The sequence below is a fragment of the Streptomyces sp. NPDC004721 genome, from assembly GCF_053601495.1.
Genome location: NZ_JBSGBZ010000072.1, coordinates 15,276 through 35,190 on the forward strand (window position 1 = coordinate 15,276; position 19,915 = coordinate 35,190).

Below are 19,915 nucleotides of genomic sequence, written 5' to 3' on the forward strand. Positions count from 1 at the left end.
GTGACGTGGCCGACGGTCTTACTGCTGGTGGTCGTCGCCGCTGCGGGTCTCCTGCGGTGGCGGCACCCCGCCTGGTACTGGCTGACCTTCGGGGTCACCCTCGCCGTCCTGCGGGTCCTGATCCGCTACGCCACGGTCATGGACGCCTGCGGCCTGACGGTCCCGCCCCCGCGCTGGCGCCTGACGCTGGCCCGGATGGCCAACCGTCCGGCGCCGGAGTCCCGTCCACCGCGCATCCTGCGGCTGCGGCCCACCCGCACCGGCCTGGTCCTGCGGCTGGGACTGCGCCCGGGACAGGATGCCTTCGACGTCGCCGCCGCCTCGGACCGGCTGCGCCACTCCTTCTCGATGTACGGCGTGACCTCCCGTGAGCTGCGCTCGGGCGTCGTCGAGGTACGGATGACCGGCTACGACGTGCTCAAGCGGGTCCAGATGCCCGCCCGCCTCGACACCCGCCCGATGCGCGTCCCGGTCGCGCTGCGCGAGGACGGCTCAGTCCACTACCGCGACTACCGCGCCGTCCCGCACGGCCTGACCCTCGGGGCCACGGAATCCGGCAAGTCCGTCTACCAGCGCAACCTCGTGGCCGGGCTCGCTGCGCATGATGTCGCGCTGGTCGGCATCGACTGCAAGCAAGGGGTGGAGCTGTTCCCGCTGGCCCGCCGGTTCTCCGCCCTTGCCGACAACCCGGACACCGCGCTGGAGCTGCTGGAGGCACTGGTGTCCCACATGGAGGAGGTGTATCAGCTCATCCGGGCTGAGCAACGGATCAGTGTCGCGGTGCCGGATGCGGAGATCGCCGCCGACATCTGGGACCTGCCCGAAGATGTGCGGCCGGTGCCGGTGGTCGTCCTGGTCGACGAGGTCGCCGAACTCGCCCTCTTCGCCACCAAGGACGAGGAGAAGCGCCGGGACCGGATCATCACCGCCCTGGTCCGCCTCGCCCAGCTCGGCCGCGCCGCCGGCATCTACCTGGAGATCTGCGGCCAGCGCTTCGGCTCCGAACTCGGCAAGGGCATCACCATGCTCCGCGCCCAGCTCACCGGCCGCACCGCCCACCGCGTCAACGACGAGACCTCCGCCAACATGGCCTTCGGCGACATCTCACCGGACGCCGTCCTGGCCGCCATCCAGATCCCGGCCGAGACGCGCGGTATCGCCATCGCCGGGGACTCCACCGGCGGCTGGCACCGCATCCGCGCCCCGCACACCTCGCTGCGCCAGGCCGTCAACCTCTGCAACAAGTACGCCGACCACACCCCCGACCTGCCCGCCCTAGCCGCCTACCGGCCCGCAGTCGCCTCGCTGCCCTCGGCCCGCGTGCCGCTGTCCAAGACAGCCCCCGCCACCGCCTGACCCACCCTCACCTTCCGGCTGACGCGACCGCCCTTCGCGCCAAGTCCCTACCCCCGCCATGCCTCATCACAGGAAGGAGCCGTGATGGCCCGCCCCGCTCTCCGCATCGACGCCGTGCTCGTCCAGGCCGTCATCGCCGGGGCGCTCTCCTTCGCCCACCTGCACGACCTCGCCGCCGCAGCCGGACAGGACGGCTGGAAAGCCTGGGCCTACCCCATCTCGGTGGACCTGCTGCTGGTCGCCGCCTGGCGACGGCTGCGCACCGACGGCCCGTCCCGGCTGGCCTGGTGCTGGTTCCTCATCGCCCTGGTCGCCTCGCTCGGCGCGAACGTCGCCACCGCCGGACTGCTCGACCTGAACGACGTCCCCGCCTGGCTACGCATCCTCGTCGCCGCCTGGCCCGCCCTGGCCTTCATGGGCGGCACCCTCCTCGCCCACTCACCCACGGACCACTCCCCGGCTCCGCCGGCACCCGCCACCCCGGACCCGGAGCCCGTGCCCGAGGTGGAGCCCGAACCGGCCGCCGAAGAACCGGCCACCGAAGAACCGGCCACCGTCTCCGAGCCGGACCCGGCACCCGAACCCGTCGCGGTCCCCGCGCCCGAGGAAACCCCGGCCCTGCCCACAGCCGAACCGCCCCCGGCCGTGCCGGTCCCGGCCGCGCTGGTCGACCACGCCCGCAAGGTCGCCGACGACCACCACGCCCGCACCGGCAACCGGATCGACACCGACACCCTGCGCGCCCGCCTCGGCGTCCCACCGCACCTGGCCGACGCCATCGCCGCCCAACTCGCCTGACCAGGAAGAGAGGAAACGCCGATGACGCGTGACCCGGCCGACCTGACCGCCGCCGACTACCTAGACGGCGCCCGCGAGATGACCGCCGCCAACCGGCCCTACCTCGCCCACCTGCTCGCCGAGGAAGCCGCCCGACGCACCACCGACCCGGCCACCGCCGCCGGTATCCGCGCCAGCTTCCCCAACCCGGCCACGACCCGAGAGGAGACCGACTGACATGCCCGCCCGCGACTTCTTCCACTCCGTGATGCGGATCGGCCCCGTGCAGATCGGCACCCACCGCGACCGCCACGGCACCACCAAGCACGCCGCCGTGTGCAGCTCCGACGGCTGCGGCTGGTCCGCCGACTACACCAGCCAGTCCGCCGCCCAACTCGCCGCCCGCACCCACCGCTGCAAGGTCCGCTAGGAGGCCACCGCCATGGACGTCCCGCTCTGGTTCGCCCTGCTCTGCGTCGGAGCCCTCGGCGTCAAGCTCATCCGCCCGCCCTGGTGGCTCGTCGCCGTCCTGCTCCTGGGCGGCTACCTCCTCGCCGACCGCCTCCTGGCCCCGGTCATCGACACCGCCGTCAAGTAACCCGCGAAAGGAGAAACGCTGATGTTCCGGCCCAAGCTCCCGACCATGCCCCAGCCCACCGGCACGGTCACCCCGCCCGCCGTCGTCGAGCCGACCACCATCACCCCGGGCACCCCGGCCCCGCCGCCGGCACCCGTCGCCCCGGTCCCGACCTCGTCCCGGCCCACGGTCCAGCTCACGCCCGGCACCGCGCTCGCCCTGGTCGGCGGCGGCACCGCCGTGGTCCTGGTCGTCGGCGCGGTCCTGGTCTCCATGCTCCTCGCGGTCGCCATCACCGGCGCCTCGGTCGCCGTGTGCGCCCTGGTGATCCGCTCCCTGATCAGCGCCGACAACCGGCGCCGCTGAGCGGCCCCCGGAGCGGCCTCGGTGGCCAAACGTCGTCCGCTCCGGGCGCCTTCCCAGCTTCCAGATCCAACGGACCCGAAAGGCAAGCCCATGATGCCCCAGCCCACTCCGATCCGGCGTATCTGCCGCGACTGTGACGGCTTCGCCGCCGTCGCCATCACCACCGGCACCCGTCACGCCGACGGCTCCCGCGTGACGGTCTGCGTCACCTGCCCGACCTGCACCACTACAGCACCGAGGGCGAGCCGGGCGGGCGACTCCGCGTCGCCTGCGGCAACCGTCGTGCCTCCCGCTGCCCGTCCTGCGCCTGGACCTACGCGGGCGACACCTACCACCTCATCCGCGCAGGGCTGGCCGGAGACGACAGCCGCGACATCCCCGCCACCGTCCGCGATCACCCCCGCGTCTTCGCCACCCTCACCGCGCCCTCGTTCGGCCCGGTCCACAACCGGCCCGACCATGGCACCTGCCGCTGCGGCACCCGCCACGCCCCGGACGCCCCGGAACTGGGCACCGCCCTCGACCCGGCCACCTACGACTACGCGGGCGCGGTCCTGTTCAACAACCACGCCGGGCAACTCTGGCAGCGCTTCACCATCCGACTGCGCCGCGAGATCGCCGCCCGCGCCGGCCTTTCCCGCAGGGAACTCGCCGACCACTGCCGTGTCTCGTACGGCAAGGTCGCCGAGTTCCAGAAGCGCGGCGCGATCCACTTCCACGCCGTGATCCGGCTCGACGGACCCGACGGGCTGGACACCCAACCGCCGTCCTGGGCCAGTACCGACCTGCTCACTGACGCCATCCGCGCCGCCGCCGCGCACTCCTACACCTCGGTCTCAGTCCCGGCCGCCGCAGACCAACCGGCCCGCACCTTCCGCTGGGGCCGACAACTCGACGTCCGGCCCGTCAAGGCCTTCGGGGATGGCTCCGACATCACCGAACAGGCCGTCGCCTCCTACGTCGCCAAGTACGCCACCAAGGCCGCCGAGAACACCGGCACCCTGGACCGGCGCATCGGTGAGCTGTCCGAACTCGACCGCCACGGCGTCCCCGACCACACTCGCCGCCTCATCAAGGCATGCAAGGAACTTGACCCGCTGTATCCGGACCGGCGGCTGTGGGCCTGGGCGCACATGCTCGGCTTCCGCGGCCACTTCTCCACCAAGTCCCGCCGCTACTCCACCACCCTCGGCGCCCTCCGCCAGGCACGCGCCGACTACCGCGCCACCCAGGAACACGAAGCCCTCGGCCTGGACGACGCCGAGCCGGACACCGTCCTGGTCCTGGCCGACTGGCAGTACGCAGGCCACGGCCACACCCCCGGCGAATCCGCCCTCGCCGCCACCATCGCCCGCGACATCCAACTCAACCGTGAAACCGCCCGCCAGGCCTTGCTCGACGAAGGGAGCACGACATGACCACGGCCACCCGATCGCGCACCATGCTCACCCTCGCGGAGGTCTGCGAGGAACTGAGCGTCTCGCGCTCGACCTTCTACGACTGGCGGGCCAAGCGCCGTGCGCCGCGCTGCATCAAGCTCCCGAACGGTGACCTCAGGATCCGGCGGAGCGACCTCGATCACTGGCTCGACGACCGCGAGGACGCCGCCTGATGGAGACGACGTACGACGTCAAGATCTACAAGATCCTCACGTACAAGGGCGCCAGGAAGTCCACCTACACGGTGCGCTGGATGGTGGCGGGCAAGCGCTGGCGTGAGCCGTTCGGCACTGTCGCGCTCGCCGAGGGCTTCCGCTCCGAACTCATCACGGCGACCGGCAAGGGTGAGGCGTTCGTCATCGCGACCGGCCTGCCGGCATCGCATCGCTCCAAGTCGGCCGCCATGAGCTGGTACAAGTTCGCCGTCGAGTACGTGGACGCGCGCTGGGCCCAACTCGGCGGCAACAGCCGGAAGAACCTCGCCAAGACCCTGACCGCGACCACCGTGGCCCTCTTGCGCGTTAAGCCAGCTCAGTTCGAACCGGCTGCGGTGCGTACCGCCCTGCGTGAATGGGCGTTCAACACGAACCGGCGCGGTGCGGCTCCCCGCGACGTGGAGAACATCCTCAGGTGGGTGGAGCGGAACTCGCTTCCCGTCTCTGCCTGGGAGGACCCGGACAAGGTCGACGAGGTCTTACGAGCGCTCGACACACGCCTCGACGGCAGGCAGGCCGCCGCATGGTCACGCAAGCGTCATCGCCGGATCCTGAACGTCGCCATGAAGCACGCGATGCGGCGGCGCATCCTGCGGGCCAACCCCCTGCCCAAGGGGAAGGACACGACGGCTGTCACCAGGACCACCAACGCCGTGGACAAGCGGTCCTTGATGAGTCCGGACCAGGCTGCGGCCCTCCTTGACTGGATCCGGCGCCGGCCGCGCGGAGGCAGGCGCCTGCACGCGTTTTTCGCCACGTTGTACTACTGCGGTCCGCGTCCCGAGGAAGCAGTGGCCATTCGAGTGAAAGATGTGACATTGCCTGATCCTGGCGCCGAGGACCAGTGGAGTGAACTCCTGTTCCACTCGGCGACGCCGGAGGTCGGCAAGCAGTGGACCGACACGGGGGAGGTCCACGAAGAGCGCGATCTGAAGGGCCGTGCCGAGGGGGAGACCCGTACCGTGCCGGGACATCCCGCTCTGACGCGCATCCTGCGGCAGCACATCGAGGACGAACGGCTCCAGCCGGGTGACCTGCTCTTCCAGGGGGAGACGGGCGGCATCCTCGCGGGCTCCGTCATCCGCCGGGCCTGGCACGGCGCGCGCAAGGCGGTGCTGCCTCCCCACGTCTTCGAGTCCCCCACAGGGAAGCGCGTTTACGACAACCGGCACACGCGCCTGACGAAGTGGCTCAACGATGGGATACCGCCCGCTCAGGTGGCGGACTGGGCCGGCAACAGTGTCCCGGTGCTTCTGGCCACGTACGCCCGCTGTGTCGAGGGGCAGCTTCCCGACCTCAAGAGGCGGCTCGAAGCCGCGGGGGATCTCCCGGAGCTGCCGGACGTCGGCTGACCCTCCCGGCCGAGAACTTCGACACGTATTCGACACGGCCACCCGCGAAAACCCGGTGACAGCCGGACAGCCCCGGAGCCTTCCCATGATCGTCGGGGGAGTGCCCGGGGCTTCGTCGTGCCCGGTGAAACCCGGCCTGACCAGCGAAAAGCCCTCCCACTGGGGAGGGCTGCCAAAGGCGCCCCCGGCAGGACTCGAACCTGCGGCCAAGCGCTTAGAAGGCGCCTGCTCTATCCACTGAGCTACGGGGGCCTGGTGTGGTGGCCTCTGTCGCGGTGCCCTGGTGGGGGCTGATCCGTGACATCGCCGGGGACAAGGATAGGGCTCCCGGATCCATGTCCCGGTTGCTTCGCCTCCGTGGCTCAATGTGGAGGTTCAGTGAAGCGGTCCTGATAATCGCAGGCGGGTACGAATCGTGCATCGCTTTTGACGTCCGGCGCACCTGGTGTTGTGCACTCGTTATGCCTGGACTGTACCCGCGCCCCAGTCGTCCCTTCCGTCCGATGTGTCCAATCGGCGCGCAGACATGCTCATATGCTTCAGAATTCCCCTAAAATTGGGCATTCTTCGCATGTGGTGACCTTGGACGTACGGCCTCAGCTGCTCGACGCACTCTCCGCCCTGCGCGACCGTGTCGCCGCCGCACGCTTCCCGCTGCCCCTGGCGGGGGCTCCGCGCGCGCGTGCCAACCGCGACGAACTGCTCGCACAACTCGACGACTACTTGCTGCCCCGGTTGAGAAGGCCCCAAGCGCCGTTGCTGGCGGTCATCGGGGGATCGACAGGCGCCGGGAAGTCGACCCTCGTCAACTCGCTCGTCGGACGGCGGGTCAGCGAGGCGGGCGTGCTGCGGCCGACCACACGGACCCCGGTGCTGGTCTGTCATCCGGAGGACCACCACTGGTTCAGTGGGATGCGCGTCCTGCCGGACCTCACGCGCGTGTGGGTGCCCAGGGGCGACCCCGGGGCCGGCGACGACCTGCTGACGCAGGAGAGCACCCCCTCCCGGGTGCTGCGCGTGGAGACCGTCGACACCCTGCCCCCCGGGCTCGCCCTCCTCGACGCGCCCGACATCGACTCCCTGATCGCCGACAACCGAGTCCTGGCCGCCGAGCTGATCTGCGCCGCCGACATCTGGGTCATGGTCACCACGGCGGCCCGGTACGCCGACGCTGTCCCGTGGCACCTGCTGCGCACGGCCAAGGAGTACGACGCCACGCTGGTGACCGTGCTGGACCGGGTGCCGCACCAGGTCGCCTCCGAGGTCTCCCGCCAGTACGGGGCGCTGCTCACCAAGGCCGGACTCGGCGAGGTACCGCGGTTCACCGTGCCCGAGCTGCCCGAGTCGGCCTGGGGCGGGGGCCTGCTGCCCGCCAGCGCCGTCGCGCAGCTGCGCACCTGGCTGGTCCACCAGGCCCAGGACTCCGCGGCCCGGCAGTACGTCATGTCCCGCACGGCCCAGGGCCTCCTCGACTCGCTGAAGTCCCGGATGCCCGAGCTGGCCAGTGCCGCCACCGCCCAGTACGCCGCCGCGCTGCGGCTCACCACGGCCGTCGAGACCGCCTACGAGAGCGAGCACACGCGCGTGCGGGGACGGCTCCAGGCCGGGGCGGTGCTCGCCGGTGACGCCCTGAAGAGGTGGCGCGCCTTCCCGCTGGACTGCTCCGCCGGGGAACTGCTCGACGCGCTCGTGGAGAGCCTGGGCTCCCTGCTGCTGTGCGCGGTCACCGCCGCCGACGAGCGCGTGGACGACGCCTGGCGAGACGAGCAGGCCGCCACGGCGCCGGGGCTCACCGACCGCGATCGCGCCTCGGAGAGCGCCGAGCACCGCATCGGGCTGGCCGTACGGCGCTGGCGGCGGGAGCTGGAGGAGTACGCCGACGACGAGGTGCGCCGGCTGGACCGGAGCATCGCGCCGGACGCCGAGGCCGTCGCCGCCCTGGCCGCCACCGGGCTGCTGGGAGGCCGCCGGGCGCGGTCGGCGGGAGAGGGCCTCGCCGAACGGATCGGCGCGCACGGGGCGCTGCGGCTGCGCGACCGCGCCGGGCGGCTGCTCACCGAACACCTGGACCGGGTGATCCACGCCGAGCGCGAGCGCCGTCTGGCCCCGCTCGACGCCCTCGACGTGCACCCCGAACCCCAGGCCGAACTCATCGCCGCGCTGTCCGCACTGCTGAAGGAGAGGTGACCGGTGACCGCCGTCACTGACCAGGACCGAACGGAACACACCGATCAGACGCCGGGCACCGTCCTCACGGACGGAGATACGAACGGAGATACGGACGGAAGGACGGACGGGGAGAGCGCGAGCGAGGCCGGAGACACGGAGACGCCCGGGAACGCCAAGGGCCACCGGGTCCCCGGGGCGGCCGCCTCCGGCCACCTGGTGACCGGGGAGATCAGCATGGTGAAGGAGGCCGCCGTCGTCCACGCGCGCGTGGAACACGACGACTGCGACGCGCGCGGGACGGACGACGACGCATTGAGCCGTGCGGAGGCCGAGGGCGCCTGGGACGACGGGCTGATCGCGCGCCGCGTCACCGAGACGGGCAGCGCCGCCGAACTCGTACCCGTGGAGCCCCGGACCGCCCGGCAGCCGGGCGTGCCCCCGCTGGCGTACGACGGACCGCTGCGGTCCCGGCTCGACGCGCTGCGCGAGCTGGTGGGCCTGTCCCGCACCCGGCTCGACAGCCAGACCCTCGCGGAGGCGGGCCGTGTCCTCGACGAGGCTGCGGCCCGGCGCCGGCTCTCCGGGCAGCACACCGTCGTCGCCATCGCGGGCGCCACCGGCAGCGGCAAGTCCCAGCTGTTCAACACCCTCGCCGGCGTCGCCATCTCGGAGACCGGGGTACGGCGGCCGACCACCGCGGCGCCCATCGCGTGCAGCTGGAGCGACGGGGCGGCCAGCCTCATCGACCGGCTCGGTATCCCGGGACGGCTGCGCAGGCGTCCGGTGCAGGCCCAGGACGCCGATCCGCAGCTGCGCGGCCTGGTCCTGGTCGATCTGCCCGATCACGACTCGGCGGCCGTGCAGCACCGCGAGCACGTGGACCGCATCCTGCGGCTCGTCGACGCCGTCATCTGGGTCGTCGACCCGGAGAAGTACGGCGATGCCGTCCTCCACGAGCGCTACCTGCGGCCCATGGCCGGCCACGCGGAGGTCATGTTCGTCGTCCTCAACCAGGTCGACCGGTTGCCCGGCGAGGCCGCCGACCAGGTCCTCGACGATCTGCGACGGCTGCTCGACGAGGACGGGATCGCCCTCGGCGAGCACGGCGAGCTGGGCACGACCGTGCTCGCGCTGTCCGCGCTCACCGGGCAGGGCGTCGGCGAACTGCGCGAGGCGCTCGGTCAGTTCGTGGCCGAGCGCGGAGCCGCGGTGCGGCGGATCTCGGCCGACGTGGACGCCGCGGCGCAGCGCCTGCGGCCCGTCTACGCCGCCCGGTCGAACGCCGGGCTCAGCGAGGAGGCGCGTGAGGAGTTCACGGCCCGGCTCGCGGACGCGGTGGGTGCCACCGCCGCCGGCGAGGCGGCCGAGCGGGCCTGGCTGCGCAACGCCAACAAGGCCTGCGGCACGCCTTGGCTGCGGCTGTGGCGGTGGTGCCGGAGCCGGCGCGAGGCACCCACCGGACGCTTCTTGCTGCGCAACCAGCAGGACGAGGAGGCCACCGCGCGTCAGCGTGTCGAATACGCGGTGCGCACGGTGGCCGACCAGGCCTCGGCCGGCATGCCGGGGCCGTGGGCGCAGGCCGTGCGTGAGGCCGCCGTACGCGGTGCGCACGGGCTGCCCGAGGCGCTGGACCAGCTGGCGGCGCGGGCCGGGCTGCCTTCGGGGCGGCCCCCGCGCCCGGGCTGGTGGCCCCTCGCGGTCCTCGTGCAGGCGGCGATGACGATCCTTCAGGTGGCCGGCGGTCTGTGGCTGGTGGGCCAGATCGTCGGAGTGACGGCGCCGTACCTGGGGGTGCCGGTGCTGCTCATGCTGGCCGGCATCGTGGGCGGGCCGTTCGTGGAGTGGAGTTGCCGGATCGCGGCACGCGGACCCGCACGGCGGTACGGCCAGGAGGCCGAGCGCCGACTACGGGAGGCGGCCTCGGGGTGCGGCCGTGCCCGGGTGCTGGATCCGGTGGCGGCGGAACTCCTGCGGTATCGGGAAGTTCGCGAGCAGTACGCGCTGGTGCGGGGAGCGGGGGTCGGATGACGGGCGGTCATCGCCCGCAAGGGTGAGGGAGTTTTCCACAGGCAGGCGGTGGTCCACAGGGCTCGGCGGGCTCGGCCCGGACGGAGGCAGTCTGGTTCCGCGGCGATCGCGACGAACGCGGTCGTCACGGCAGGCGCAGCCGTACGGGACGGGCCCGTACGCGTGTCCGCCCGGACCGAGCGGCCGGGCGAGGGAGGGGATTCGACGATGAACGAGACGATCGTCTGCACCGTGGGCAACGTGGCGACGCAGCCGGTGCACCGGGAGCTGCCTTCGGGCGCCTCGGCGCGGTTCCGGCTGGCGGTGACCTCGCGCTACTGGGACCGGGAGAAGAGCGCCTGGACGGACGGCCACACCAACTTCTTCACGGTGTGGGCCAATCGCCAGCTCGCCGCCAACGCGGTGGCGTCGCTGACCGTGGGCGACCCCGTCATCGTGCAGGGCCGGCTGAAGGTGCGCACCGAGAGCCGCGACGGCACCAGCCGTACCTGGGCGGACATCGACGCCCTGACGATCGGTCACGACCTGGCGCGGGGTACGTCGGCCTTCCGGCGCACGGTCAGGACGGACCCGCAGACGGCGAGTCCGCCTCCGCGGCCGGAGCCCACGTGGGAGACGGCCGCCGCGGACACGGAGGTCCCGCGGGAAGCGCAGCCGCAGCCGGAGCCGGAGTCGGTCGCGGCGGTGTGCTGACGGGAGTGTGCCGACCCTCTGGCCGGATTGCCGCTCGTCACTGCCGCTCATCGGCGCATGCGTCCTGGATACGCCCGGGACGCGCCCGGGAAGTCCCCAGCGGACTCCTCGACGAGCCGCGCTCACAGGGGCCCAGGTGATCTTGGCGATAACGATTGCGATTCGGATCTGCGATCTGACGATGCGACAGCGAAGTCCTGGCGTGAGGGATCCATAGGATGCCGGACACAGCTCTCTGGGCTTGTCTCTGGGCTTTGAGGTTTCTGCCGGTGGGACCGCACCCCCACGTCAACGGGTCCTGCTCGAAAGGGAATTCTGTGTGTGCTTGGTACTCTGCGCCGTCCGCGCGCAGGCGGGGGGCGGCCCGACTCGCCGCCGCCACCCTGATCTCCGGATTCGTCGCCGCCGGTGTGCTGGCCGCCGCCGGCCCTGCCGCCGCCGACGGCATGCCGCAGAGTCCGGGTGGCGCGACCGCCACCATCGGCGGCCTGAAGACCTACGGCACCGCCGTCATCCACGACGACGGCGGTGACCACCAGGTCTCCGCGGGTCTGTTCGAGATGTCCGTCGACGGCGGCGGGACCCTGCAGACCTACTGCATCGACGTGTACAACCCCACGCAGCGGGACGCCAAGTACCGCGAGACGCCCTGGAGCGGCACCTCGCTGGCCGCCAACAAGAACGCCGGGAAGATCCGCTGGATCCTGGAGAACTCCTACCCTCAGGTCAACGATCTCGCGGCGCTCGCCGCCAAGGCAGGCGTCGGGAACCTCACCGAGCAGGACGCGGCGGCCGGCACCCAGGTGGCCATATGGCGCTACTCCGACGGCGCGGACGTCGACGCGGTCGACCCACGGGCCGAGAAGCTCGCCGACTACCTGGAGGAGAGCGCCCGTGACCTGCCCGAGCCGCGGGCCTCGCTCACCCTCGACCCGGCCGCCGTCTCCGGTCGTCCGGGCGAGCGGGTCGGCCCGGTGACCGTGCACACCAACGCGAGCAGCGTGACCCTGACCCCTCCCGCGGGCGCCGCCACCAGCGGCGTGCGGATCGTCGGCAAGGACGGCAAGGAGATCACGTCCGCCAGGGACGGCAGTCAGGTGTTCTTCGACGTGCCCGAGGACGCCGGGGACGGCTCGGCGACGCTGACCGCGCAGGCCTCCACCTCCGTTCCGGTCGGCCGCGCCTTCACCTCCGACAGCCGCAGCCAGACCCAGATCCTGGCCGGCTCCAGCGAGTCCACGGTCGCCGCCACCAGCGGAGCGACCTGGGCCGCCGAGGGCGCGATACCCGCCCTGTCCGCGGTGAAGAACTGCGCCAAGGGCGCCCTGGACATCACCGCGGCCAACAAGGGCGACGAGCCGTTCACCTTCGAGCTGATGGACACCCGGTACGGCATCGCCGCGGGCGCGTCAGAGACGATCACCATCCCGCTCCAGGAGGACCAGGCCTACGACTTCACGATCAGGGGCCCGGGAGGCCACGCGGAGCGCTTCACCGGCGTCCTCGACTGCCGGACCCAGGGCAGCCCGGGCGGCGCCGTGACCCAGACCGTCGGCGAACCGAGCCCCGTCACGGCGGGCGGCGGCACCTCGCCCAACCCCAACCTCGCCGAGACCGGTGGCACCAGCACCACCCCGCTGATCGCCGCGACCGGCCTCAGCCTGCTGGTTCTGGGTGCCACGGCCCTGAGTATCGTCCACAAGAGGAAGAGCGCCGGGAACTGACCTAGCGTGGTGGAGGGACATCGAGCGGATGCCCGGCACCGGCCGTCGAACGGGGTGTGACATGACCGTGCGAGCGAGCAGGACAGACCCCGGCACAGCGCCTGCCGGCGCACCGGCTCCGATCAGGAAGGGCCACGGCGCCCGCGCCGCGGCCGAGCGGGTCGTCTCGGGTGATTCGGTGACCGTCTCCCTGGGCGGTCTCCGGCTCGAACTGCCGCCCCGGGACCAGCTCGCCTACCTCGCGGGCCTCGGTCTCCTCATGGCTTTCGACGTCATCGAATGGCCGGTCGCGCTCGCCATCGCCGTCGGCCACGAACTGGCCCGCAGCCACCGCGGCAAGACCCTGCGCGAGTTCGGCGACGCCCTGGAACAGGCCTGAGCACCCCCCGGGCCGGATGTCCGGATAGTGATCATGCTGTGACCTGTGCGTACTCGGCGCGGAAGTCCTGATCACTACGGTTCAACCGTGCCAGTGAACGACGATGTGCCCACGGACCACGACCGGCGGAACGACGACGAGTGGAACGTGGTGCTCGACGACGATTTCGTCAACAGCGCCACCGTGAAGGAGGGCCCTGCGCCCGTGCGGAAGCGGGTGTGGCCCCGGAACGCCGCGCTGGCCGTGGTGGCGGCTGTGGCGGCAGCGGCGGCCTTTGTCGTTCTGAGGCACACGGGCTCGTCGCCCGACGAAGCCGCCGCCTCCGGGTCGGCGGCCTCCGTGCCCGAGTCGACGGCTTCCGCCCCCGCACCGTCAGCGGTCGCGGCCGGCCCTGCCGCAGCGCGGCCGATGATCCCGCTGGCCGAGGCGTTCCCGGCTCAGGTGGAGGACGGTGCCGGCGGGACGTTCACCAAGCTGGGCGGGGTTGTGATGGGGTCCTGCACCGAGCCCGACTCGGTCGGAACGACGCTGGCGGCCTACATAGCCGAGGACAAGGGGTGCGTCGGCGAGGAGATCGCCCTTTACAAGGACGCGCACGGCAACCAGTTCAACCTGGCCATCTTCACGATGAAGGACCCGCAGGACACGGTGAAGCTGGTGACCCGGCTGACCATGGCCTTCGACGACTACCAGGTGGCCGCCCAGGCTCCACCGCCCGGATCCGGCCTGCCGACCCTGCCGGCCGACAGCGGAATGGTGCAGTCCTTCACCGGGCACGGCCGGGCCATGGTGGTCGGGCTGGGCCAGTGGTCGGACGGCCGGTCCCGCGACTACCAGCAACTCGTCGACCGCCTGACACCGCTGCTCAAGAAGGTCACCGAGAACACCGCTCGCTACGAGAACGCGGCACCCGCACCGAAGTAGCACCCGCGGTGACAGCGCCGCCACGACGGTTCTTCACATCAGTCCCTCACCCTCTCTTCGCTTGTCGCCGCGGGTGGACGCATCGCGGCCGTGCGGATGATCTCCATTGGCGCTTTCGGCGCGCTGCTCACACGACCTGTCGCTGACGGCGGTGACGGCAATGACCGTGGACACCCACGACACTCAGCGACCCGGCACGGTAACGGCACGGCGCCTCCGGACCGGCTCACCATGATGTGCCCGCATCCACTGATCGCCGGACCTTGTGGCTCAGCTCGGCGCAACGGCGCGGAGCCGCCGGGGATCCACCGGCGGCGATCATGGAACCAAGTTGAGCTGTGTGATGATGCACACAAGATGCCCGGCCCTGGGGTGGGGCCGGGCGCATAAGAAGGGCGGGGCCCCATCGTGGGCAAGGGCGGGGAGTCCATACCGGACGAGGAGTGGGAACGCTTCCTTCGTGAAGCCGAGGCGGGGACCAAGGACACGCCCGAGGAGCCGTCGGCGCGAGCACGGATGGTGGCGCGGCGGCTGCGGGAGGAGACCGGCCGGCCGGAGCCGTGGCGGAGTCACCAACCGGCCCGGCGGCAAGGAGGCAAAGGCTGGTACGCGATCGGTCTGCTGGTTGCCGCCGCCTTGCTGGTCGTGGCGCTGGATCCAGGGCGGGTGGCTGGATGGTTCGGAGGCGGAGGCGGCGAGAATGCGGCCCTCGCCGCGGAGTCGGAACGTCCGGATCAACCGCCGCCGACGGAAGCGGCAGCCCAACGTCCGAGCGTGGAGCAGCCGTTCAGGGGGTCGCCCGCGGCACAGTGGGGTGACGGGATGGCTGGGGTCGGCCTGCCTGAGGCTCGGGCGACCGGCTGGATGAGCAAGGGGCAGGTCGCGCAGACGCTCGAGAAGACCCACGACTTCCTCGCCGCGTCCAGTCTGGATCCTGGTGTGCTGCGCGGGGAGCGGCCGAGGAAGGCGATCGCGTTGATCAATCCTCATCAGCAGGATGTCCAGGACTACCTGGCGACCGCGTTCCGCGCACCCAGCCGGGAGAACGATCCTCTGCTGCTGTTCAGCCGGTTCGAGAAGACGAAGATCCGGCTTGTCGGGGATGTGGTCAAGGCACGAGGACGGATCACGTACCGAGAGGGCAAGCGCGGTGCGGTCGAGGTGACCACCGATGTCACGTACGTATACCCGGTCGTACGCGCCGCGGCGGGAAGCGACGAAGTCGCGCGCACCATCGTGCGTCGCGAGGTCGTGATGAGTTGGGACGACCCGGCGAAGGTCGTCATCGAGCCGGGTACGTTCTCCCTCGTCTCCTACAAGGTGGACACCACCAACGGCGGCTGCGATACCTACACCGGCTACCTCACCCCCGAGTTCAGCGCAGAGCGCGCGGCCACACGCCCGGGAGACGGCCCCGAGGTCGACCCGTACGACCGGAGCACGTCGCTGGAAACGCGCATGCGGGAGGCCGGCGATGCGGGGTGCGGGACTGCCACACGGTCGTGAGCGGCATGTGCAGGGAATCAGAACTGCAGGGTCGGGAGCCTCAAGCGTCGCGGGTCGGTGAGTGTCCAACTGCGTGACAACCCTGAGTGCGGCAACTGCTTACCGGCTGCTCAGTGTGGCGGTAACTGAGGAGATCGCCCGGCTGGCACTCCAGTACCTCGCAGATGCGGCTCAGGGTGGTGAACCGCACGGCCCTTGCCCTGCCGTTCTTGAGGATCGACAAATTCGCGTGGGTGACCCCGACCCGGTTGGCAAGTTCCGTCAAGGTCATCCCCCGCTCCTCGAGCAGCCGGTCGAGATGGACCTCGATCGCGTGCTCCTGCTTCTCCTCAGACATCAGACTGTCCCATCGAGGTCCTCACGCATCGTGATGCCGGCGCGCATGATCCGGGCGAAGGAGAGGACGCCGAGGCCGGTGAAAATCGGCATGCCGACCGAACTCCTAAGGCGGTGCTCAGACAGCGTTGCCGCCGACGGCAATGACGGCAGTGTTGACGGCAACGACGATGGACGGCAACGGCACTCGGCGGCCCGGCACGGCAGCGGCGAGGTGCCGTCGGACCGCCCCGCCAAGGCGTGCTCGCATCGTCGAGGCGCTTGTCTTGTCGCTTGTCGCGACGAGGCGAGGGCGCGCCGGGGGGCCTCGAAGCAGGCTCTGACCTGCGCGCCGACAAGCAACAAGCAGCACGACAAGTCGGTAGCGACGGGCTGGGCCCCAGCGGGGCCGTCTGTGGGCCGTCAGAAGGTGGCCAACGACGACAGACGCCGACAGTTGACGACCGCTCTGCCCCTGCTCAGAGACGATGCTGCGAGCAGCGGCGCAGATACCGATCAGCGAAGGCCAGTTGAGCTACGGAGTGCAGCGGCGCGGCACACTCACCATGACCGCTCCACGAGCGAACCTCGAGGAGTTGGCGGTTCAACCCGGATCTGCACAGCCTCCCCGGCAAGCGCTCCATGACCAGCACTTGCGTATGGTCTGAGGCATGGCTCAGGACCGACCGGATATCCCAACCGCTCTGAAGCGGGCCGCACTTGTTGAGGCCGGCCACCGATGCGCCATCCCGACATGCCGGCAGACGCCCGTCGAACTAGTGTCCTGCGCCTGAAATCCGTCGGCAGAAGTGGGCGAGGGATTCGAGGATCTCTTCGGCGGTCTTGGTCCAGATGAACGGCTTGGGGTCTGCGTTCCAGTTCTTGATCCAGGCGCGGATGTCGGCTTCGAGGCTCTGGAGTGGGCTGTTTGTGCAGAACATACTGAGGGATCCGCTGTGTTGTCCGCCGAATCCGGAGCCGATTAGTCCACGGCCAGGTTCACAAGCCTGCCCGATCCGCGGGCCAGCGTAAGGGGCCATGATCACTCGCGCCAAAGCAGCTCCCGCCCAAAAGCCGCTCCGCCGACCGCGCGGCGTGCTGACAGGCCCCGGATGGGCACTGGGTGGGTTTGAGGTGGTGGAACTCCCCACTCAATAGAATCATGGAGGCCTACGTCTATGGCGTGTCCACCCGCTCGGTCGACGACCTGGTCAAGGCACTGGGCGCGGTTGCGGCTGATCGTGCATGATGGCCGCCATGAGGGAATGGCTGAGTACCCGCCCGTGGTGGCAGGAGCTGCTGATCAACTGGCTGCTGTTCAGCGTCTGGTGGGTGGCTTCCACTGCCTTCTTCGCGGTGATCATCGGTTGGACTGACATGGTTCCGCGCAACGCCTTCAAGTTCCTGACCATGACATTTGCGTGGTCTGCGCTGTGCACCCCGCTTTTCCGGTGGCGGCGACGCCGGTTCCACAGTTCGAGTCCTCGCTGATCGCTTCGCCGCAGCGCTGATCGCAGTCATGGCGCGAGCGGCCCGACATCATCGTCACCATGACGCCCGATCAGTGGACCACGCTGGCCGACGCCATCAAGGCTGGAGAGTTTGGTAGCGCAGTGCGGGGCCTTCTTCAACCTCGTCCAGGCGGTGGTGGCGCAACGCTGCCACCCAGGCGCCGCTTTCCGTTCGATCGGAAAATTTTGCGCCCGGGGCGCCAAACTCCGGATATTCACAGGCCGTCCAGTATTCCTCCGGCAGCAACGAGCAGGAAGGGAATTCCGTACCACTTCCAGTCGGCATTCCCGATAAACACCCCGACCACCAGGACGCCCAGTGATCCAGTGGGCAGGATCAACTTGTAGCGCCACGGCTGACTCACCCGCGTAAAAGCACCGGCAAGGACCGTAAAAGTCAGAAGGACCAGACACCAGTCTTCCGCTTCCACCGGTGCGCTCCTTCTGAAGGTCGTCCGGGGCGGTGAAGGCCAGGTCGCCGGGGTCTCGCTGCGCCCCGAGAGCGCCGACGCGTGCTTGCCCGACAGCCGGGCGTTGTGAGGCTATCTGAGGACGGACCTCACCTCAGCAACCTCCCCGCCCGTAGTTCGCATTGAGGGGCGCCCCCGGCTCGGGCCGTGTCGGGGCCGTGTGAGGGTGCTCAATGACGACCAACGCTGACAACCGACGACAGCTAAGTCGCAGGTCGCCGCGTTGATCGATTACACGGCCCCCGGTCAGAGACCCGGCCCTTCACTTCTTCGGCTTCTGCCCCCGCGTACGGACGCTCCCGGCACGCGCGCGTGTGCGGATCTGCCGCCGTTGAGGCTCCGCTTCCGTCGTTTCTACGATCTACCAGCCTGCGGCGCGGCGGAGGGGTCTCGTTCAATGCTGCTGACTGGGATATGTGTGATCGCGAGGGCCGCGGCATCGTCTTCGATTTCTTTGGTGTGCCGGAATAGAGCAGTGAGCATGGTGTCCAGTACGGCCCCGGGGTTTGGGGGGAGGGGGCCGGTCAGCGGTGGGACGGGGTCGAAGAAGGTGCCGTTTCGGTCACGGGCTTCGATGACGCCGTCAGTGAACATCACGAGCGTGGCGCCGGGGGGCCACTCAAACTGGTCCACCGGAACATCAGGCCCGGCCAGGTCGCCCATACCCAGCGGCAGTGACGGCTCCTCCGGTTCCAGGACGGTCACCTTGCCTTCGTGGACTAACAGCGGCGCCGGGTGGCCCCGGTTCGCCATGCGGAGCACGGAAAGGTCGGGGGAGATCTCGGCGATGACGGCTGTCACGAAGTCTTCGTACGTCGCATCGGTCTGACGGCTCTTGACGTCCTGCAATTGCACTTCCACGCTGCGGACGATGTCGGGCAGGTCCGGCAGCTGAAGGGCGGCCGCGTGGAAGGAGCCCAGCAGGGTGTTGACCATGGGGACCGCCTGCATGCCTTTGCCACGGACGTCGCCGATCACTATGCGGAGGCCGTAGGGGGTGTCGTGGACTGCATAGAGGTCGCCGCCGATCAAGGCCTCTTCCTGGGCAGCTTGGTACCGGGTGGCGACGGCGAGCCCTCGGATGCGGGCGGGCATCACCGGCAGCACCGCGCGCTGGATGGCCTCCGCCACCTGGCGGGAAGTTCTCAGCTGTTCCCGCTCGCGTGCGAACATCCGATTGAGGAACGCCGCGACGACAGTCAGGACGCTGACGGTCGCGATCCGAATGAGAACCAAATGGGTGAAGACATGGCCTACGCGAAGAGCTAGAAGTTCCCCGACGAGGCAGGCCGCCACACCACTGGCGATCGTCCAGGCCAGAGAGAACATCGGTGCCGCGATCACGGAGACAGCCGCCAGGAGGGGAAAGGTGTTGAATTCCGGCCAGGCGAAATCAATGACGACCGCAGCGAGGAGCACGGCGGCAGGCAGGCACCGGGACCACCGTATTCTCCTGAAGGCGCGCTTGTACTGGTATCGCTCCATCCATATGGCCCTCGGGTCGTCCCATACCGCTCTATGCTCCAGTTTCCGGCATGTCCTAATTCGAGGCCACCGCTAGGGCCCATTCGCTGGTAACAGAGTCCTTTAGGTGGCGATCACGACCCGCTTGCCACATGTGTGAAAGATCAGCGGTCAGTCACGGTCAACGTGGGCGTCCAGAAGCATGGGGGCCAAGCTTCGGCCATACCCAGGTAGCAGGCCGGGTGACCAACGGAGACATCCCGCAGATCACCACCAGGCTTCCAAGGCAGCAGTCAGTACGTCGTGGGTTGCGTGGTTGCCGTACAGCAGCCAAGTACAGCAACCACCGCAGCCGTAGGCGGACCGAGGCGCCCGCCAGCAGTCCAGCAGCAACCTGTATGACCACTGGTGACCGATCTGGATAGAGCTACGGATCAGAAGGTGCCCGTGCCCCATCCGTGCCCGATCGCACGGGGAACCGCGGGGAACTGCGGTGTCGAGCGGGCACGGCACAACGCAACGACCCCTGACCGATTCGCCTGGTCAGGGGCCGTGCACCTGCGCGGTGGGTGTGGGATTTGAACCCACGGTGACTCGCGCCACGACGGTTTTCAAGATTGCTCCTCGGTCCCCGACTTCCCCGCTTCCAC

19 protein-coding genes, 1 tRNA gene and 2 pseudogenes are annotated in these 19,915 nt (G+C 70.1%); 17 read left to right on the plus strand and 5 right to left on the minus strand.

Annotated features, from left to right (window positions below):
* The 9 genes and pseudogenes from ACWEK3_RS37105 (at position 1) to ACWEK3_RS37145 (ending at position 6,082) form a co-directional block, all read left to right on the plus strand.
* The gene (locus ACWEK3_RS37105) at positions 1-1,356 is read left to right on the plus strand and encodes an FtsK/SpoIIIE domain-containing protein (RefSeq protein ID WP_453251729.1); all 1,356 of its coding nucleotides are present in this window, start codon (positions 1-3) and stop codon (positions 1,354-1,356) included.
* Positions 1,357-1,440: 84 nt separating this feature from the next.
* On the plus strand, positions 1,441-2,154 hold the full coding sequence (locus ACWEK3_RS37110; protein ID WP_453251730.1) for a DUF2637 domain-containing protein: 714 nt from the start codon (positions 1,441-1,443) through the stop codon (positions 2,152-2,154).
* 21 nt (positions 2,155-2,175) lie between these two features.
* Complete coding sequence (locus ACWEK3_RS37115; protein WP_398230168.1) at positions 2,176-2,370, plus strand: hypothetical protein; 195 nt, start codon at positions 2,176-2,178, stop codon at positions 2,368-2,370.
* A 1-nt stretch (position 2,371) separates the two neighbouring features.
* On the plus strand, positions 2,372-2,563 hold the full coding sequence (locus tag ACWEK3_RS37120; RefSeq protein ID WP_344569109.1) for a mobile element transfer protein: 192 nt from the start codon (positions 2,372-2,374) through the stop codon (positions 2,561-2,563).
* Positions 2,564-2,575: 12 nt separating this feature from the next.
* Positions 2,576-2,731: a hypothetical protein gene (locus tag ACWEK3_RS37125; RefSeq protein ID WP_453251731.1), complete on the plus strand. Its 156-nt coding sequence runs from the start codon at positions 2,576-2,578 to the stop codon at positions 2,729-2,731.
* A 21-nt stretch (positions 2,732-2,752) separates the two neighbouring features.
* On the plus strand, positions 2,753-3,076 hold the full coding sequence (locus ACWEK3_RS37130; RefSeq protein WP_453251732.1) for a SpdD-like protein: 324 nt from the start codon (positions 2,753-2,755) through the stop codon (positions 3,074-3,076).
* Between the two features lie 218 nt (positions 3,077-3,294).
* Positions 3,295-4,494, plus strand: a pseudogene (gene repSA / locus ACWEK3_RS37135) (replication initiator protein RepSA); the annotation flags it as partial.
* Positions 4,491-4,688: a helix-turn-helix transcriptional regulator gene (locus tag ACWEK3_RS37140; protein ID WP_453251733.1), complete on the plus strand. Its 198-nt coding sequence runs from the start codon at positions 4,491-4,493 to the stop codon at positions 4,686-4,688. The pseudogene repSA and the gene ACWEK3_RS37140, both read left to right, overlap by 4 nt.
* Complete coding sequence (locus ACWEK3_RS37145) at positions 4,688-6,082, plus strand: tyrosine-type recombinase/integrase (protein WP_453251734.1); 1,395 nt, start codon at positions 4,688-4,690, stop codon at positions 6,080-6,082. The genes ACWEK3_RS37140 and ACWEK3_RS37145 overlap by 1 nt, the downstream gene beginning before the upstream one ends.
* Positions 6,083-6,261: 179 nt before the next feature.
* Here ACWEK3_RS37145 and ACWEK3_RS37150 read toward each other — a convergent pair.
* Positions 6,262-6,334, minus strand: a tRNA-Arg gene (locus tag ACWEK3_RS37150).
* A 321-nt stretch (positions 6,335-6,655) separates the two neighbouring features.
* Here ACWEK3_RS37150 and ACWEK3_RS37155 point away from each other — a divergent pair.
* The 7 genes from ACWEK3_RS37155 to ACWEK3_RS37185 all read left to right on the plus strand — a co-directional run bounded on the left by ACWEK3_RS37155 (position 6,656) and on the right by ACWEK3_RS37185 (position 15,505).
* Positions 6,656-8,269 (plus strand): dynamin family protein, encoded by a 1,614-nt coding sequence (locus ACWEK3_RS37155; RefSeq protein ID WP_450547462.1) that lies wholly within the window; start codon positions 6,656-6,658, stop codon positions 8,267-8,269.
* Positions 8,270-8,485: 216 nt separating this feature from the next.
* The gene (locus ACWEK3_RS37160; protein ID WP_450547468.1) at positions 8,486-10,279 is read left to right on the plus strand and encodes a GTPase; all 1,794 of its coding nucleotides are present in this window, start codon (positions 8,486-8,488) and stop codon (positions 10,277-10,279) included.
* A 207-nt stretch (positions 10,280-10,486) separates the two neighbouring features.
* Positions 10,487-10,972, plus strand: coding sequence for a single-stranded DNA-binding protein (locus ACWEK3_RS37165; protein ID WP_453251735.1), 486 nt, complete (start codon positions 10,487-10,489; stop codon positions 10,970-10,972).
* Positions 10,973-11,289: 317 nt separating this feature from the next.
* The gene (locus tag ACWEK3_RS37170; RefSeq protein ID WP_453251736.1) at positions 11,290-12,696 is read left to right on the plus strand and encodes a Cys-Gln thioester bond-forming surface protein; all 1,407 of its coding nucleotides are present in this window, start codon (positions 11,290-11,292) and stop codon (positions 12,694-12,696) included.
* A gap of 61 nt (positions 12,697-12,757) precedes the next feature.
* Entirely contained in the window at positions 12,758-13,075 is a 318-nt protein-coding gene (locus tag ACWEK3_RS37175; RefSeq protein WP_361408289.1) for a hypothetical protein, read from the plus strand.
* A gap of 87 nt (positions 13,076-13,162) precedes the next feature.
* Positions 13,163-13,999 (plus strand): hypothetical protein, encoded by an 837-nt coding sequence (locus tag ACWEK3_RS37180; protein ID WP_453251737.1) that lies wholly within the window; start codon positions 13,163-13,165, stop codon positions 13,997-13,999.
* 408 nt (positions 14,000-14,407) lie between these two features.
* Positions 14,408-15,505, plus strand: a complete 1,098-nt coding sequence (locus tag ACWEK3_RS37185) for a hypothetical protein (RefSeq protein WP_453251738.1) — start codon at positions 14,408-14,410, stop codon at positions 15,503-15,505.
* Between the two features lie 40 nt (positions 15,506-15,545).
* Here the strand turns inward: ACWEK3_RS37185 and ACWEK3_RS37190 are convergent, their stop codons facing one another.
* Together ACWEK3_RS37190 and ACWEK3_RS37195 are read right to left on the minus strand one after the other, a co-directional pair.
* The gene (locus ACWEK3_RS37190; RefSeq protein ID WP_453251739.1) at positions 15,546-15,842 is read right to left on the minus strand and encodes a helix-turn-helix domain-containing protein; all 297 of its coding nucleotides are present in this window, start codon (positions 15,840-15,842) and stop codon (positions 15,546-15,548) included.
* 754 nt (positions 15,843-16,596) lie between these two features.
* A pseudogene (locus tag ACWEK3_RS37195) lies at positions 16,597-16,731 on the minus strand (IS630 family transposase); the annotation flags it as partial.
* Between the two features lie 346 nt (positions 16,732-17,077).
* Here ACWEK3_RS37195 and ACWEK3_RS37200 point away from each other — a divergent pair.
* Positions 17,078-17,311 (plus strand): hypothetical protein, encoded by a 234-nt coding sequence (locus tag ACWEK3_RS37200; protein ID WP_453251740.1) that lies wholly within the window; start codon positions 17,078-17,080, stop codon positions 17,309-17,311.
* Between the two features lie 235 nt (positions 17,312-17,546).
* On the opposite strand, the gene ACWEK3_RS37205 is transcribed toward ACWEK3_RS37200, so the two are convergent.
* Both ACWEK3_RS37205 and ACWEK3_RS37210 read right to left on the minus strand, forming a co-directional pair.
* Positions 17,547-17,762: a hypothetical protein gene (locus ACWEK3_RS37205; protein ID WP_450542657.1), complete on the minus strand. Its 216-nt coding sequence runs from the start codon at positions 17,760-17,762 to the stop codon at positions 17,547-17,549.
* 393 nt (positions 17,763-18,155) lie between these two features.
* Positions 18,156-19,286 (minus strand): PP2C family protein-serine/threonine phosphatase, encoded by a 1,131-nt coding sequence (locus tag ACWEK3_RS37210; RefSeq protein ID WP_453251741.1) that lies wholly within the window; start codon positions 19,284-19,286, stop codon positions 18,156-18,158.
* Positions 19,287-19,915 lie beyond the last annotated feature (629 nt).